Origin of the sequence: Nodularia sp. LEGE 04288 (genome assembly GCF_963896525.1) — a bacterium.
Lineage (GTDB): Bacteria > Cyanobacteriota > Cyanobacteriia > Cyanobacteriales > Nostocaceae > Nodularia.
Genome location: NZ_CAWQOY010000128.1, coordinates 26,258 through 42,492 on the forward strand (window position 1 = coordinate 26,258; position 16,235 = coordinate 42,492).

Annotated in this window: 12 protein-coding genes; 4 read left to right on the plus strand and 8 right to left on the minus strand. The window is 44.8% G+C overall.

The annotated features are described in order from the left end of the window. Nucleotides 1-18: 18 nt before the first annotated feature. The 3 genes from AACX33_RS17445 to AACX33_RS17455 form a co-directional block, all read right to left on the minus strand. Entirely contained in the window at nt 19-825 is an 807-nt protein-coding gene (locus AACX33_RS17445; protein ID WP_194000154.1) for an inositol monophosphatase family protein, read from the minus strand. Nucleotides 826-864: 39 nt separating this feature from the next. Continuing rightward, nucleotides 865-2,298: a BCD family MFS transporter gene (locus AACX33_RS17450; RefSeq protein ID WP_194000175.1), complete on the minus strand. Its 1,434-nt coding sequence runs from the start codon at nt 2,296-2,298 to the stop codon at nt 865-867. A gap of 350 nt (nt 2,299-2,648) precedes the next feature. Further along, entirely contained in the window at nt 2,649-3,887 is a 1,239-nt protein-coding gene (locus tag AACX33_RS17455; protein WP_194000177.1) for a cation:proton antiporter domain-containing protein, read from the minus strand. A gap of 242 nt (nt 3,888-4,129) precedes the next feature. On the opposite strand from AACX33_RS17455, the gene AACX33_RS17460 reads away from it, so the two are divergent. Next, nucleotides 4,130-5,080 carry an aldo/keto reductase gene (locus AACX33_RS17460; RefSeq protein WP_194000179.1) on the plus strand — a complete coding sequence of 317 codons (951 nt, stop codon included), beginning with the start codon at nt 4,130-4,132 and terminating at the stop codon, nt 5,078-5,080. A 74-nt stretch (nt 5,081-5,154) separates the two neighbouring features. Here the strand turns inward: AACX33_RS17460 and AACX33_RS17465 are convergent, their stop codons facing one another. Together AACX33_RS17465 and rimO are read right to left on the minus strand one after the other, a co-directional pair. After that, nucleotides 5,155-6,678 carry a DEAD/DEAH box helicase gene (locus AACX33_RS17465; RefSeq protein ID WP_194000181.1) on the minus strand — a complete coding sequence of 508 codons (1,524 nt, stop codon included), beginning with the start codon at nt 6,676-6,678 and terminating at the stop codon, nt 5,155-5,157. 275 nt (nt 6,679-6,953) lie between these two features. Continuing rightward, a complete protein-coding gene (rimO, locus tag AACX33_RS17470; RefSeq protein ID WP_194000183.1) occupies nt 6,954-8,282 on the minus strand; it encodes a 30S ribosomal protein S12 methylthiotransferase RimO in 1,329 nt (442 codons plus the stop codon). 950 nt (nt 8,283-9,232) lie between these two features. On the opposite strand from rimO, the gene btpA reads away from it, so the two are divergent. After that, nucleotides 9,233-10,084 (plus strand): photosystem I biogenesis protein BtpA, encoded by an 852-nt coding sequence (gene btpA, locus AACX33_RS17475; RefSeq protein ID WP_194000400.1) that lies wholly within the window; start codon nt 9,233-9,235, stop codon nt 10,082-10,084. A gap of 149 nt (nt 10,085-10,233) precedes the next feature. After that, a complete protein-coding gene (locus AACX33_RS17480; protein WP_194000185.1) occupies nt 10,234-11,232 on the plus strand; it encodes a vitamin K epoxide reductase family protein in 999 nt (332 codons plus the stop codon). Nucleotides 11,233-11,535: 303 nt separating this feature from the next. Here AACX33_RS17480 and nadB read toward each other — a convergent pair whose 3' ends face one another. The 3 genes from nadB to AACX33_RS17495 all read right to left on the minus strand — a co-directional run bounded on the left by nadB (nt 11,536) and on the right by AACX33_RS17495 (nt 14,949). After that, nucleotides 11,536-13,215: an L-aspartate oxidase gene (gene nadB / locus AACX33_RS17485; RefSeq protein ID WP_194000402.1), complete on the minus strand. Its 1,680-nt coding sequence runs from the start codon at nt 13,213-13,215 to the stop codon at nt 11,536-11,538. Nucleotides 13,216-13,371: 156 nt separating this feature from the next. Continuing rightward, nucleotides 13,372-13,800 (minus strand): photosystem II complex extrinsic protein PsbU, encoded by a 429-nt coding sequence (gene psbU / locus AACX33_RS17490; protein ID WP_194000186.1) that lies wholly within the window; start codon nt 13,798-13,800, stop codon nt 13,372-13,374. 369 nt (nt 13,801-14,169) lie between these two features. Beyond that, nucleotides 14,170-14,949, minus strand: a complete 780-nt coding sequence (locus AACX33_RS17495) for a DUF3120 domain-containing protein (protein ID WP_194000189.1) — start codon at nt 14,947-14,949, stop codon at nt 14,170-14,172. Between the two features lie 256 nt (nt 14,950-15,205). Here AACX33_RS17495 and AACX33_RS17500 point away from each other — a divergent pair, with 256 nt between their 5' ends. Beyond that, entirely contained in the window at nt 15,206-16,165 is a 960-nt protein-coding gene (locus AACX33_RS17500; RefSeq protein ID WP_194000191.1) for an undecaprenyl-diphosphate phosphatase, read from the plus strand. Nucleotides 16,166-16,235: the final 70 nt, after the last annotated feature.

The window sequence follows — 16,235 nt, forward strand, 5'->3', positions numbered from 1 at the left end:
CCGACACACTGCAAATAATTAAAGTTTTAAATGTTTGAGCAATGGTGTAAATACTGGCAGCAATTCCGGGCGACTTACAACTAGGGTGGGAAAAGAGCGATCGCTATAATCTTCCCCTGATGACAAAGGAAAGGGCTGATTCTTAAGAGATGTCCAACTACCACCAGCCGCCTTCACAATCACCCAAGCCCCGGCGATGTCCCAAACCTTTGGTGTCGCTTCAATCCCACCTAGTGTAGCCCCAGTCGCAACTGTGAGAAAATTATAGCTAGCTACACCCAGCATCCGAATTTTGCAGGGAAAGTCTGTTTGAATCACAGAAGTGCTTCGAGAACAGAGGTTAAAAAAGTGATTTTTACTGACAGCATCACTACTGCTATGGATGGGGTGGTGGTTGAGAAATGCGCCGGAGGGTGTTGTTAAACCAGAGTCACCCGCCCAGAAACCGTGAAAAGCTTGACCTAGTGGGGGAACGTAAACATAACCAAAAATGGGTGTGCCTTTATACAGCAATCCCATCGAAATTGACCAAATGGGCAGACCTCTAGTAAAGTTGGTGGTGCCATCGAGAGGGTCGATTACCCAGCACCACTCAGTACCCGGAAAAACTTTGTCGCTTTCTTCGCTCAAAATGCCATAACCAGAAAAACGAGAAGCTATTGCATCCCGAATTTCCTGATCTGCCCATTTATCGGCTTGCGTGACTAAACTACCGTCAGCTTTTTGAGAAGCCTGCACTTTACCAAAATCTTGCATCAGTTGCTTTCCCACTCTGGTAGTGGTGGTTTCGGCAAAGTCGAGAATTGTTGTCCAAAAATCATTCATGAATCAATTCTCGCGCAAAGACGTTCCTCAGCCAAGGAATTAGTCTAAATCACTTTCGAGAATAGATGCGATCGCTTGTTTGGCACTGGTTTGAAATTCTTTGACATTGACTCGGTTGAGGAACCAAATCGACACTACCATCCCCACAGCTTCTAGAAAGAATACCATTCCATAAGCTAGCTCTAAACTCGGTAGAAAATTACGACCAATATCTAATACTGTCCCGCCTATGACTACGGCGACTCCCCTAGAGACAGACTGAGCTAATCCCCAAGCCCCAATAAAAGTACCTGCGGCTTCAGCTGCTGTCAGATCCAACATTAAACTAATGGCTGCGGTAGTGACAAAACCAGTAGCTAAACCAAACATAAACAAGCTCACTTTCAGAAAAGCTGGATTAGCCGTAAATCCTGATAGACCCAGTAATACTGCACAGATTGCCACTAATACACAGCCTAAGCGTGCAGTTCTGCGTTTACCCAAACGCGGCACAATGAAAAAACCTGTGACACCATAGGCTATCAAGATACCAATACCGTAAAAAATATTCAATCTGGTGCTTTCTGCCAAAGGCATCCCAAACACCTGTCCCGCATAGGGTTCCAAAACAGGGTCTTGCATAAATAAGCTGATGGTCATGACCAGCAAAAATGTGAAAAACAAACCTGTTTGGCGACTAGCTGTCAAAATTTTCCAAGCTCTTCCCAAGCCAACGCTGTCATCTCGATTCTCAGTTGTAGAAGGGCGGGAATATTGGGAATATTTTTTTTCTACGCCTAATGTAGCGATGATCGCCAACCCAAAGACAATAGCCGGAACGATGAAAAACAACCTGTTGACAGCTGACTGTAAACTTTCGATGGGTGCTTCTGGCGTTAATTGACTGAGCAAATTGGAACTAATGATCGCTCCCACAACAATCCCCACCATCAGCATTGACCAAACAACGCCAACCACCTGAGAACGGTTATCTTCTTGGGAGATATCCACTAATAAAGCAGCAAAGGCAGTACCACTGGCACAAATTCCTAAACCATATAGGGCAAAAACTAAAGATAGTAATGCTGTCCAGGCGATTGTTTCGGTTGTCCATACCCAGCCATCTGTGCTGCTAGCTGCTAGATTTAATTGCCAAAGCACTTGTATTGCTAAAAATGAAGCGATCGCAAATACTGCTGCTCCCACCCAAACGTAAGCCGTACGATTGTAACCCCATAGAGGTTTGAGGTCTGACATTTGACCAAACCAAATGCGAGCAGGTGAAACAAAAGCAGGTAGAGCTAACACTAGCGACACCAATATTGCTGGAATTGCTATTTCTTGAATCATCACTCTGTTGAGTACACCCAGAATCAAGATCGACATCATGCTCAGTCCCATTTGAAACAAGCCTAACCGGAACATAGTGATCAGGTTGACCCTTGGCACAGTTAAGGATTCTGTTTCGGTATCAAATACGTCGCCGCTGGCCATAGCTACTTTTTCGGATGATTTACAACATCTAGACTCTCTTTAACTAAGGATAAACCGTTCAATAAAACTTAACTCCCAAATTCCCAAATTCTTCACTAATTTGGGGACATATAGGAATCCTATTTGACGTATAAAAAAATTAAGTATTGTAGTGGACTGACACAGCTAAAATAGTGCATAAGCATAAATATTGTGGGGTGAGCTTCTAGCCCGCCCAGAACAGGCAAGACTTGTACTGAGCTTGTCGTTCGCGTAGCGTGGCGTTAGCCATAGTATGCCTGTTCCACAAGAGAAACATAATGCAACATTTTAAGCTTGTCAGTCCAGTAGTCCTATCTCTTGATCAAAGATTACCTCTGCTGCTTTCCGTAAAGTTTAGCGAAGGGTACAGCCGTGCAACCGTGAGCAACAATAGAAGCACAAATGACTAGACTACCTATAATCCAGGGTTCTTCCACACCTGCCTTACGCAGTGAAAGGAAAGCATAGAAGACCGCCGCTACACCAATAGGGCCGAACCATCCTAAAAACAGGGCATCCGGCATCCCTCGCAACCGCCCAAGAAGGGGACGTAGTAATAGTACTGCTGGTAGTCGGCGCAACAACAAAATCGCTACCAGCAACAGAAGACCCTTCCAACCTAACTCAAACCATTGCTGCCAGGGTAGATATAAACCCAACAGCACGAAAATATACAACGTAAAAAAGCGGTCTACTGCTTCCTGTACGTTCTCTTCTTCAGCTCTGTCACGACCGCTCACAACCATATCAAACGTAATTCCTGCCGCGAAAACTGCCAGGATGCCATCGCTACCAAGTAACTTTACAAGACCCAATACAGCTAATGAAAGAGCTACGGTATAAGCTAAAAAAGACTGCTTCTCTAGAGTTTGTTTGGCTTCAGCCCATTGCAAGAGCCGACCTGCTAGGTAGCCAATCAGCGCTCCCATCACCACAGCAGCTCCTACTTCCCATAGTAAAGTTTTAGTGAACCAATGAAGTAGAGCTTCTTGTGGCGGTTTGGTCAATATCAAAATCGGCAGGAGGACAAAGAGATAAGCCAATCCATCATTTGCCGCAGACTCAGCAGAGATGCTATGGCGGATACGTTCGGGTAGGTTTTGCTCGGCGACTTTCCCTGTCACAACGGAAGTAGAAACAACCGGATCGGTAGGAGTAATCACAGCCCCAACCAGCATGGCGACCCAAAAGGGTAGACCTAACAGCAGATATACAAGCAGTCCACTAATTAACCACATCAGGGGCATCAACAGTCCTAACAGCACAGCTAAGATGCGCCAATGTTTGAAAGGGTAAGCCTTTGGTAGTCGCAACGCTACTCCCATCACTTGGATGGCGATCGCCAATCTTGCCCCCTGCTCTAGAATTATCTCTGGTTTACCCCAATGAGCAAGGTTAATTAAGCCAAACACAGATGGACTCAATAATACCCCAACTACCAAAGCTATGAGAGGGTCTGAAAGAAACAACCGCTCTTTGAGCCAAGCAGATAACAGCCCAAGTCCTAGCACTAGCCCACCAAGCGTGATTAGGGCTATATTTATCTCACTTGAGGTTAACTGGCTCATATTTTTATACTTTTAGCAAAGTTTTCAACTAAAAGAATTCTCATGAAAAGTAGTTTTTTCTAGACGCAATCCTCAGCGCCATCATCAAATATCTATAGCTTAGGTTATGCCCGTTTTAGTTTTATAAGACATCTATCAAAAGCTATGTTGAGGCATCCATCGAGAATTGGAATTTTTCTCAGCTACTTACTTAGCGATACACTATAAAAGTAAAGAAATGTAAATAAAATAAATATTGCCACGTGGAAAATATCACATTAGGCCAAAATGGCCCCAGTGTTACACCCCTTTGCATTGGCACTTGGGCTTGGGGGGATAAACTCTTTTGGAATTATGGCGATGGCTATGGCCCAGAACAGTTAGAAGCAGCTTTTACAGCAGCATTAGAGGCGGGGATAAATTTCTTTGATACTGCCGAAGTTTATGGTTTTGGACTATCAGAAGAATTATTAGGGCAATTTATGCAAAAAGCCCCACAACCTGTGCAAATGGCCACGAAATTTGGCCCTTTACCTTGGAGATTTACGGGTCAATCTGTCTCGGATGCCTTAACAGACAGTCTCAAACGCCTACAAGTAGAGCGAGTTGAACTGTATCAAGTGCATTGGCCGTTCGCTTTCTTTTTAAGTCAAAAAACTTTGATGAATACCCTAGCAGATGAAGTGAAGCGGGGTAGAATTGGCTCAGTCGGCGTGAGCAATTATTCAGCAACTCAAATGCGAGAGGCGCAGCAAATATTAGCTGCGCGTGGAATACCTTTAGCGGTGAACCAAGTCCGCTACTCGTTGCTAACGCGTAAAATTGAAAGTAACGGGATTTTAGCAACGGCTCGTGAGTTGGGCGTAACTATTTTGGCATATAGTCCCTTAGCGCAGGGATTACTCACAGGGAAGTATACACCAGATAGTAATCAAACCCCCGGTGGTGCCAGGAAGATAGACCCAAGATTTAGTAAAGAAGGGTTACAAAAAATTTCTCCAGTCATTTCTTTACTCAATACTTTGGGAGAAAAGTACGATCGCACTCCTGCCCAAGTAGCCCTCAATTGGTTAATTGCTCAAGGAAATGTGATTCCTATTGCTGGGGTGAAAACTGCCCAACACGTAAAACAAAATGCAGGGGCTTTGGGCTGGAGATTAAACACCGATGAAATCGGGCAACTAGAACAAGTCAGTCGTCCTTGGCTGAATTAACAGCTATTAGTCAAAAGTCTTGAGTAGCTAGATATGACTAATGACTAATAACTCATGACTAATGACTAAGAGCTTTAGTCTCTAGCTGCATTTGAACCTAACTTTTGATTAGTTGATGGCACAGAAGCGTCTCGGCGACTGCTGGTATTTGTCCGTAGCTTGGGCTTCGGACTACTGCCATTGCTGTCTGATTTGTTCCAGGAACGGTTTCTGTCAGCAGAAGATTCACCACCACCACGACGCTTGGCCAATTTTGGTTTGGAGGAAGGCTCATCGTCTTGGGGATCTACGCCTGATTGTAACCAAGCAGGACGAGTTTGATCATAAGCAATTTGTAATGCAGCTGCGGCGATCGCATGAGCATCATATTCTTCAATTAGTTCACTGACTATGGGCAAGAATGAAGCTAAACGTTCACCAGTCAAGGCTTCTTTGACTTGTTCTTGCAATTTCAGGATATGTCGGGCTTCAATCTGCGCCCGTGTGGGAATCGTCAGCAATTGCCAATTTTGGCGGTTATGGCGCTCAAATGCCTGCTGTTTGCGGCGTTCAAAAGGCTGTACTAAGGAAATTGCTGTACCTTCTTGACCCGCGCGACCAGTCCGCCCAATGCGGTGAACATAGGTTTCGGCGCTATCTGGCAAGTCGTAGTTAATTACATGGGACAGCAGATCAACATCTAACCCCCGTGCAGCAATATCAGTGGCGACCACCCAGCGCACTTGACGGTTACGGAATCGGGTTAATAATCGCTCCCGCGCCTGTTGGGACAAGTCGCCGTGGTATTCGTCCACACTGTGACCGGCTCCTTGCAGGAGATTGGTGAGTTCTGCGGCTGTCCGTCTGGTACGCACAAAGATTAAAGCTGTTTCTGGATCTTCCATTTCCAGAATCGGCTGCAATGCTTTGGCTTTTGTCCAATGGCGGGGAATCAAATAAGCTACTTGATTGATTTTATTGGGTGAGGCTTTTGGCTGCTCAACGGTGACTGTGGCCGGGTTTCGCAAGAATTTGTTCACAATCATGCGAATCGATGGTGGCATTGTCGCCGAGAACAAAGCTGTTTGGCGTTCTTTGGGAGCTTGAGACAGGATTTTGATCACGTCATCAATAAAGCCCATGCTCAACATTTCATCAGCTTCATCCAAGACAAACCACTTGACTTGATCGAGCTTCAAACAGCCCCGATCTAGTAAGTCAATCATCCGCCCTGGTGTACCCACAACCATGTGAACACCACGTTTGAGTTGCATCATTTGGCGTTCAATGGATTGACCACCATAAATTGCCAGAATCCGCAATCCGTCGTTGCCGACAAATTGGTTGATGGCATCGTGAACTTGAATTGCTAACTCACGAGTTGGGGCTAATACCAAGGCTTGTACAGCTTTGTGGTTAACATCCAACTGCTCTAAAATTGGCAGGGAAAATGCTGCTGTTTTGCCTGTTCCAGTTTGGGATTGACCCACGACATCCCGACCTGCTAGCAGTTGGGGAATGGCTTGAGTTTGAATATTAGTAGGTGTAGTAAAGCCGATGCTTTCTAGTTGCTCAACACGCTTTTGTGAAAGACCTAATTCTTGAAAGGAAAGAGTCATTAATTCTCCTAGTTTTTGTTTTTTTGGTGGGGTATTTTTAAATCTGACGGCATTTGCTCATAGTCAGCAGTTGCATTCAGTTGCCAGATTTAAAGCAAGTGTGTGAAACCCTCATTTAGACGAGGGTACTACGCCATCAGTGTTAGATAAGCGATAGTCAGGAATGAGATTCAGCAATGCCCAAAGGGCTTGACGTGACTTCTCTTTTGGTCGAGACGCTGCGTGATAGCTGGCGTGCCTTAGGCATACCCATTGCTAGACTCACTTTGCGGACTCTACTTTTTGTAACTATTAACAACCTGACCGTAGAGGTCATAAGTATCAGCGCTGTGGATTGCTACTGGCACGATGGTTCCTAATTTTGCTTCCCCATCGATATAAATCTGACCATCGACTTCTGGGGAAAACCTACCTGAGCGACCTATGAGCTTTCCAGTTTCAGGGTGTTCTTGTTCAATCAGGACTTCAACTATTTTGCCGATTTCCTGTTGATTTTTTTTACCCGCAATCGGCTCTTGAAGCGCCATTAATCTATGCCAGCGCTCATCCATCACGGATTGGGGTAACTGATTGGCTAGCTTGTAAGCGGGCGTTCCTTCTTCCGGTGAAAAGGTGAATACACCAACATGGTCAAATTCGTGTTTCTGGACGAATTCTAGTAGATGCTCAAAATGCTCTGCGGTTTCTCCAGGGAAACCAACGATAAATGTTGTCCTGAGTACCGCATTTGGTAGGGCTGCTTTGATGCGTTCAATAATCCCATCATTTACCCGTCCTTGCCAGGGACGATTCATTGAGCGAAGAATATCTGGATGAGAATGTTGAAGGGGCAAATCTAGATATGGTAAGACATTGTGGGTTTCTTGGATTGCCTCTATGACATCTGGGGTTAGCCCAGTGGGATATGCATAATGCATTCTAATCCACGGTACATCTACTTTACCCAAAGCGCGAAGTAATTCGGCTAACTTTGGCTTTCCATAGATATCTAACCCGTAATTGGTGGTGATTTGGGAAATTAAAATAATTTCCTGCACCCCTTGACTAGCTAACTGCTCCGCTTCAGCAACTATAGATTCAATAGTACGCGATCGCTGGTTCCCTCTGAGATAAGGAATGATACAAAATGCACAACGATAATCACATCCTTCGGCTACCCGCAGATAGGCAACGCCTTCGGTTGTAGTGCGATAACGCGGTGTAGTTTCGTCGGCGATGTAGGTTGGTTCTAGACTAACCTCTTTGACCTGCTCGCCTTGTTCTACACGCTCAATTACATTAACAATTTTGTGATAATCACCAGTGCCTACCAGTGCCACTGCTTCTGGCAACTCTTCCAATAATTTTTCTTGGAAGTGCTGCGCCATACAGCCAGTGATCACGACTTTTTTGTTGGCTTCTGCCAGTTCTACTAAAGTTCTGACAGATTCCTGTCTTGCTGCTTCTATAAAACTACAAGTATTAACTATAACGTAATCGGCTAACTCTTCATTTGTATCTACACTATAACCTGCTTCCACAAGCAGTCCAAGCATATGTTCTGTATCAATTCGATTTTTCTCGCAGCCTAAGTGCGAAATTGCAATCGTTGGTTTTTCACCCATATTTTGCAAACATTTTCTGTTTTTTGTAGTCAGATAAGCAAGTAGCGATGATTTCGCTCCTTGTGATACACACCTTTACACAGTCAAGGGCTAGAATAACAGGTTTTAACTCCCAGCTACTACCTGCCGATATATGGCATGGGTAGTTTGCGGCCATGTTATGATATTTGTACTATTTAGTCTATTTCCCAGGGTAAGGTGAGTGTCTTGGAGTACAATTGACACTTGTATTTTTTTAACAATTTTTCTGTTGGTATTTTTCATTACCGCAGCGTGTGTCTTGTTAATTTACCCGTCGGGAAGCCGCCCAAAGGGCTGGTTGTGAGAAGTCGCTACCCTCAGGGAAATCGCGCTCTCTGCGTCGTTTATTTCGACCCAGGAGTACGAGACCACGCCTAATAAAGCAGTAATGCTGCCCTGATGCTCAGGCGAGATGCCTAAACCTGGGAAAGCTGCCTTGCGTCTTGTGAGTGGCAAACTCCTCTTCTAGCCTAGTTTTATCTTAACATATCTTAGGGGAGGTTTTACGATAATTTCCATCCTAGGGAAGAGGTAGTAAGACAACCAACTTAAAACACATTTGACTAGTTAGTTAAAAGTCAAGAGGAGCCAGCGCCATCAGCAGGTTCGGTTGACTTGAGGTGACCATAAGAGGCAGGGGAGCAGGGAGCAGGGAGCAAGGGAGAAGGATTTTAATTCTCCTGCCAACAGGGATACAAGCCCCTGCATTGATGTATGCCAAACATCAAAATATTTATTTCCAGACGCGCAAGTGCGAGAAATAATGCCTCCTTTTCCCAAGTCCCTGTATTTAGGCATGGGTTTCTCCCCCCTGCACCCTGCCCCCTGCCCCTTGTCCTCTTGCTTGACTGGCGTTCAATAGTCAATAGTCAAACAAATTCTAGACTCTCGACTGATGGACACTAGACCCCGCAAAGCGGATGAAAGACGTGGATTTATATCAGCTATTTAAAACTCGAACACCGATTATTGGCGTGGTTCATCTACTTCCACTGCCCACCTCGCCCCGTTGGGGAGGTAATCTCAAAGCGGTAATTCACCGTGCCGAACAAGAAGCAGCCGCCCTAGCCAGTGGTGGGGTGGACGGCATTATTGTGGAAAACTTTTTTGATGCGCCGTTTGCTAAAAACCAAGTTGATCCAGCAGTTGTGAGTGCCATGACTGTGGTGGTACAACGCATCCAAAATTTGGTGACACTGCCCATAGGCTTAAATGTTTTGCGGAACGATGGTAAAAGTGCAATGGCGATCGCCTACAGTACGCAAGCCGAATTTATTCGAGTCAATGTATTGACAGGGGTGATGGCAACTGACCAAGGTTTAATTGAAGGAGAAGCTCATCAGTTACTTCGTTATCGGCGCGAATTGGGCTGCGATGTCAAAATTCTCGCTGATGTGTTGGTGAAGCACGCCCGTCCATTGGGTTCCCCAAATCTCACAGTTGCTGTGAAAGACACAATTGAAAGAGGTTTGGCAGATGCAGTAATTTTGTCTGGCTGGGCTACCGGTAGTCCTCCTAACCAAGAAGACTTGGAACTAGCTTGTGGGGCGGCAAATGGGACTCCAGTTTTCATTGGTAGTGGAGCCAATTGGGAAAATATTGCTACACTGATGCAGGCAGCAAATGGTGTAATTGTTTCCAGTTCCCTCAAGCGCCACGGTCGAATTGAGCAACCAATTGACCCGATTCGTGTCAGTCAATTTGTAGAAGCTGCCCATAGTCTTTGGAATTCTCCAGGTGAGATTCAGTCTATTTCAGGGCCTATGAAAATACACTCTTAGGAAACTGGGGATTAGGGAATAAAGAATTTTGGATTTGCGTTAGCGAAGTGTACGCAGTGCAGAAAGTATTTTAGATTAGACTGTAATCTAAAATCCAAAATCTAAAATCTAAAATCTAAAATTGAATGACCAATGACCAATAGCAGTTTATGATTCGCCGCCGTTCTACTCCTTGGATTCACAAATGGTCGCGTCCATTGATTGCCGCGATCGCTGGACTTGGTGCCTTGACAACAGGTTATATCGCCATCGAAAAGTTAACAGGAGGCACTGCCGCTTGTGTGGCCGAAGCTGGTACCAAAGGCTGTAATGATGTCCTTTCCAGTCCTTGGGCAACTATACCCATCTTTGGTGGTCAGCCTTTAGCTTTATTTGGGTTTTTGGCTTATGTGAGTATGGTGATTTTCGCTGTTCTTCCTTTAGTATGGCAACCAGGTGACAAAAATAGCCTGAAAAAACTGGAAAACTCGACTTGGTGGTTACTGCTGGTCGGCGCGATCGCCATGTCGGTTTTCAGTGGCTATTTAATGTACTTGCTGGCGTTCCAAATCCAAGCCGTTTGTTATTACTGTATTGCCTCCGCTTTATTCTCTGTAAGTTTGTTAGTTTTGACGATTATCGGTCGTTCTTGGGAGGATATAGGCCAAATCTTCTTTACCGCTATTATTGTGGGGGTGGTAACGCTGATTGGGACTTTAGGTGTCTATGCTGGCGTGAATCCGTCAGGTGTGACATCAGACTCAACTCCTGGACAATCTCAAAAAATTAACTTTATTCCTCAAGTAAAACCTAATCCGGCCTTTGGTTGGGAAATTACCACTACCTCTGGTGAGGCAGAAATTGCACTAGCACGCCATCTGGCGACCACAGATGCTAAGGAATATGTTGCCTATTGGTGTCCTCACTGCCACGAACAAAAACAACTCTTTGGTCAAGAAGCTTACCAGATTCTGGAAGAGAAACAGATTATGGTGGAGTGTGCTGCTGATAGTCCGAAAGGTCAGCCAGAAGTTTGTCAAGCTGCCAAAATTGAGGGTTTCCCTAGTTGGATGATTAATGGTCAAATCTATAGCGGAGTCCAAAACCTCGAGCAACTAGCAAAAATTTCTGGTTATACAGGCCCCAGGAATTTCAAGTATTTCAGATAATTACTGAAAATAAGTTTTCATCATTAAATATAGTCAACTGGTTGAATGTAGCTAAATTCTTTCCCAGTTGACTTTTTTGTGGAATATAGCTGGGGAGTGGAGGAAGAAGCAGGGGAGCAGGGGAGCAGGGGAGCAGGGGGGAAAAATTGTGACTTCCCAATGTGACCAATGACAAAGGACAAATGACCAATGACGACCCTAGCCAGTTAACTTTATTTACGCCGACCTACTTATCCGTTTATGTGTTAACTTCCTTGGCGGTTGCTATAAATACAAAAAAAAAGATTTGTGCAGAAAAAATGTCTAATTTTTCCCGATCAGAGATTTCTGCCATTGGCGTTTTTGTACAAGGGTATGAACTTGCCAATCAGGGTCTGGTTGAGGATAGTCTAGGCGGTAGTGTCCGCCACGGCTTTCGGTTCTAAAAGCTGCACTTTTGAGAATTAAATAGGCTACATCTAGTAAATTCCGGGTTTCTGCCCAAAGTCGCAATTGCCTTTCCACATCTGGGATGTCGAAATTAACTGGTTCGTTGGGATTTAAAGACAGTAAGAATTGACTCAAAGGCAAAGCGGCAAAATCTTGTTGCCAAGTTTCAACAGTGGCGATCGCATCTGCTAAGATTGACTGCTCTCGACAAATCCCCGCACTTTGCCAAACCAAACGTGGTAACTTTTCTCTGAGTGTTTCTAGCTGAGTTTTTTGGGTTTGCCATTCATCGATATTGGCGTTAAATTCTCGTAATGGCAATATTGGTACTGCTGACGCTGGTGTAACATCTGTCAGGTCAATATTTGCCATTTGTGCGCCAAACACAATACATTCGAGCAAAGAGTTACTCGCCAAACGATTAGCCCCATGTACTCCCGTACTGGCGGTTTCTCCCACTGCGTACAAGCCGGGAATGTTCGTGCGATTCATTAAATCAGCAACAATCCCACCCATCCAGTAATGAGCCGCCGGGGCTACAGGAATGGGTTCATGGAAGACATCAATACCCCAATATTGACAAACTTTCACAATGTTGGGAAAGCGATGGCGAATCTTTTCTGGGGGTATAGGGCGCATATCTAACCAGACATGGGCAGTAGCTAGATCCACTGCTGTCTGTTGCAGATGGCTGAAAATAGCTCTACTGACGACATCTCTGGGTGCTAGTTCACCCGCAGGATGATAGTCAAAGGCAAAACGCCGCCCTGCGTCATCAACCAGGTGTGCGCCTTCGCCGCGGACAGCTTCACTAATCAGAAAGTGGTCTGCACCCGGTTTAGTTAGGGATGTGGGGTGAAATTGCACAAATTCCAAGTCCCGGAGCATCGCCCCCGCCCGCCAAGCGATCGCTACCCCATCGCCCGTACTCACAGCTGGGTTAGTGGTTTGGGCAAATACCTGACCGCCGCCACCGGTTGCCAAAATTACAGCACTAGCTCTAATCCAGGTGATTTTACCTTGGTAGAATAGGCTAATTCCTTGACATCTCCCGGTTTGGGGTTCTAGCCACAAACTCAAAGCCAAAGCTTGCTGGATGACTTGAATGTTTTGGCGGCGCAATACTTGGGCTGTGAGAGTTGTGGTGACTTCCCTCCCTGTAGTATCGGCAGTATGCAGAACGCGATGACGAGAATGGGCGGCTTCTAAAGTTAAAGCTAAAGCTTGACCGTGACGGTCAAAAGCCACTCCCAAGTTAACCAGGGATTGAATACACCGAGGGGCTTCTTGGGCTAGGAATTCTACGGCTGGGCGATCGCACAAGCCCGCACCTGCGTGCAAAGTATCCTCAATGTGCAGTGAAGGCGAATCTTCCGGGGCGATGGCTGCCGCAATGCCTCCTTGCGCCCAATCACTGGCAGATAGAGACACTGTTTCTTTGGTAATCAAGCCGACTCGCAAGTTCTCTGGTAGACACAGTGCTGTGTACAGTCCAGCCGCGCCAGCACCGACTACTAAAACATCAAATTGGCTAGGAATATCTATTTGAGGCAAAGTCAAACAATTTTAGATTTTGGATTTTGGATTTTGGATTGACTCCACAGATAAATCTGAGGGATTGTCGCCATCAGGAACTATTAGTGATTAAGAAATGGGGGAAAAGGAGATCATTCCCCATTTCCCATCCCCGATGTACTTTTGAGTTATCTGTTATCTGTAGATACCGTTGTTAAAGCGATCATCTCCGGAGTTGAAGACGGTTTCTAGTTCGGTGACAGCGAAGTTATCTAAGTTGGCTTGCAAACGTTGTTTTTGGCTATCGCTTAATCCCGGAATTTCCAAGACATCCTCAACATTTTTGTAAGGAGCATTGAGGACAATTTTCTTGGCTAGGGTTGGGTACAGCCCTGGAAACTGTTGAAAAGCTCGCACGTTGGTATTATTCAAATCAAGTTTTTGACCAAATGCTGTCCCTAACTTCGCGTCAGCTTTATTCTGCCGGGAAATTGCCAAAACTGGAACTTGTCCAAAAGCAACACTGTTGATATTGGCAGCAGTGGCTATCTGAGTCGTTCCCAGCCATCCCCAAGAACCAAGCAACAAACTAAATACTGTTAATAAACGCACAAATGTTTTCACGGTTTTTCTCCCTCTTTCTTTCAAACTGAAATAATGACGTTAAGCCAAATGCGATCAACTGTCAGCTGAGTTCAGACCTATGAAGTAAAGCACAGCAACCAATACTGTGAGCTTCTATTTCGTCCTCGCCTGAGAATATACACGTTGAGTGTACATACATCCTGGCTCTTTTACCTTGGGTTGAGAGCTTCTAGCTTTTTCAACAAACAGCAGTCATCAAAAACTAATATACAGCGGATTAATACCCACAATATTTGCTGCTACTGGCTTTGATACTATTTTTACAAAAAGTTATCTACACAGATGGAATAGGGAGAAAAGTTTCTTAATTAGGTCTTTTTTGATACCATGCTTGTCTGGATTGAATTTTTAGGCAGCACTTGCAGCTATTAAGAATAGGCTATCTACCAAAATTGTACTTAACACTGCTCCACCAAAGGCGTACCAATGTTGTGATTTTGTCCGTAAAGGTAAAATTCCTGCCGTTAACAGCAAGATAGCCAAAACTACTGCCCAGGCTTGTCCCCAAGGTGTTTGTACTTGGATTAAAGCAGTTTGTAATATTGGTGATACGCTATCCGGTTCAACTTGCATAATTTGCCGCCAATAGGGCATCAAGTCTACTAAATAAAAATACACATCAGTCAAAACTGTACCGAGTAAAGAACCTAAGTAAAACCAGTTACCAACTTTGCCCCAATTCTTCACCAGACACCAACAAGCAAATGGTAAACCGATAGATTCTACAGGTAAATGCCAAGCAGGTTCCCAACGTAGCCAACCCCAGTAAATCGCTCCTGCTAACCAACTCCAGCTAAAGCCGAAAAGCAAATCTCCCCACACATAAGTTGTCGGACGTGACATTAAGCTGAAACTCAGCCACACCCAAAATCCTGTGAGCGCTACACTCAAAACTGGCAGCGATCGCACTAATGGCGCTTCTATAAATACTGGTACTGATACTAAAAAGACCGCCGCCGCCAACACTAACCATGTTTGTCCCGCCGGCGTAGATATAGGTATAGAAGGAGATAAAGCGAGTGTAGATTCTAACTCTTTGATACTTTTTTGCCCAACTTCAATTGTGGGTAAATCCGGATTGACTGGGGTAGTCGGAGTGGTGTACGAAGACAAGGTATTATTAATCAAAGTTTTTAATATTTGTTACTTAACTTTATCTTACTTAAGATATCATACTTAAAATCCCCCCCCTGGGCATTTTTATTTTACCTCAAGTCAGGGAGAAGAGGCAGGGGGGCAGGGTGCAGGGTGCAGGGGGGAAAGATTATGAATTCCCAATGACTAATGACTAATTTCCTGGAAAGTTCCTCATACAGCTGTTTAATTGGTTGTAATCAAAGCGATATGCTGTGCAGCAACGCTTTGCTATTCGTAGGTAAATTAAATGGCTTTATCAAAACGTCAATGCTTCATGCTCTTAAGTGCAGCATCTGCCATTTTTTCAGTTGCAGCGTTTCCGAGAAAGGTTTTAAGTACCCTACCTAACCCAGCTTTAGACGAGGTACAGCAACAAATGAATATCTTGCAAGCTATTTTTTTAGGTTTTGTGCAGGGAATGACGGAATTTCTCCCTATCAGCAGTTCAGCACATTTAAAAGTTGTGCCTGTAGCGCTGGGTTGGGGCGATCCGGGAGTAGCTTTTACCGCAATTATTCAGCTTGGTAGTATTGTCGCGGTGCTGTGGTATTTCTGGGGTGATATGACGCAAATTATCAAAGGAGCAACAAAAGCGATCGCCCTGAAAAATTACGCAAGCCTTGACTTTCAGCTATTTATGGGGATTATCTTGGGAACAATTCCGATCTTGGTCTTTGGACTGTTAATTAAAAGATTTATCCCAGACTACGATAATTCACCCTTGAGAAGTTTAACAGCGATCGCCATTGCCTCTATATTCATGTCACTGTTATTGGGATTAGCAGAAAAACTCGGCAAACGTCAACGTGACTTTCAGCATCTCACCATGAAAGATGGGCTATTGATGGGTTTAGCTCAAACCTTGGCATTAATTCCTGGCGTATCTCGTTCAGGTTCCACGATCACAGGTGGGCTATTTATGAGTTTAGAACGAGAAACAGCCGCCAGATTCTCATTTTTGCTCGGTATTCCCGCCATCACCCTCGCCGGATTAATCGAATTAAAAGATTTTTTAGCAGTAGGCGTAGGTAATGTCGGTATGGTTCCTATGGTTGTCGGGACAATTTCATCTGCGATATTTTCATATATAGCGATCGCCGGGTTGATACAATTCCTCAAAACCCAAAGCACCTGGGTATTTATTTGGTATCGCCTAGCATTTGGGATCGCCATCTTAGGTGCAATCAGCGCCGGATTATTGAAATAATAGTCATTAGTCATTGGTCATTGGTCATTGGTCATTGGTCATTGGGAAATTACCGTCTTCTCCCCCCTGC

Coding starts and splice junctions, on each gene's coding strand:
- AACX33_RS17445 (WP_194000154.1), bottom strand. CDS start 825: ATGAATGATTTTTGGACAACAATTCTCGACTTTGCCGAAACCACCACT.
- AACX33_RS17450 (WP_194000175.1), bottom strand. CDS start 2,298: ATGGCCAGCGGCGACGTATTTGATACCGAAACAGAATCCTTAACTGTG.
- AACX33_RS17455 (WP_194000177.1), bottom strand. CDS start 3,887: ATGAGCCAGTTAACCTCAAGTGAGATAAATATAGCCCTAATCACGCTT.
- AACX33_RS17465 (WP_194000181.1), bottom strand. CDS start 6,678: ATGACTCTTTCCTTTCAAGAATTAGGTCTTTCACAAAAGCGTGTTGAG.
- rimO (WP_194000183.1), bottom strand. CDS start 8,282: ATGGGTGAAAAACCAACGATTGCAATTTCGCACTTAGGCTGCGAGAAA.
- AACX33_RS17480 (WP_194000185.1), top strand. CDS start 10,234: ATGATTCGCCGCCGTTCTACTCCTTGGATTCACAAATGGTCGCGTCCA.
- AACX33_RS17500 (WP_194000191.1), top strand. CDS start 15,206: ATGGCTTTATCAAAACGTCAATGCTTCATGCTCTTAAGTGCAGCATCT.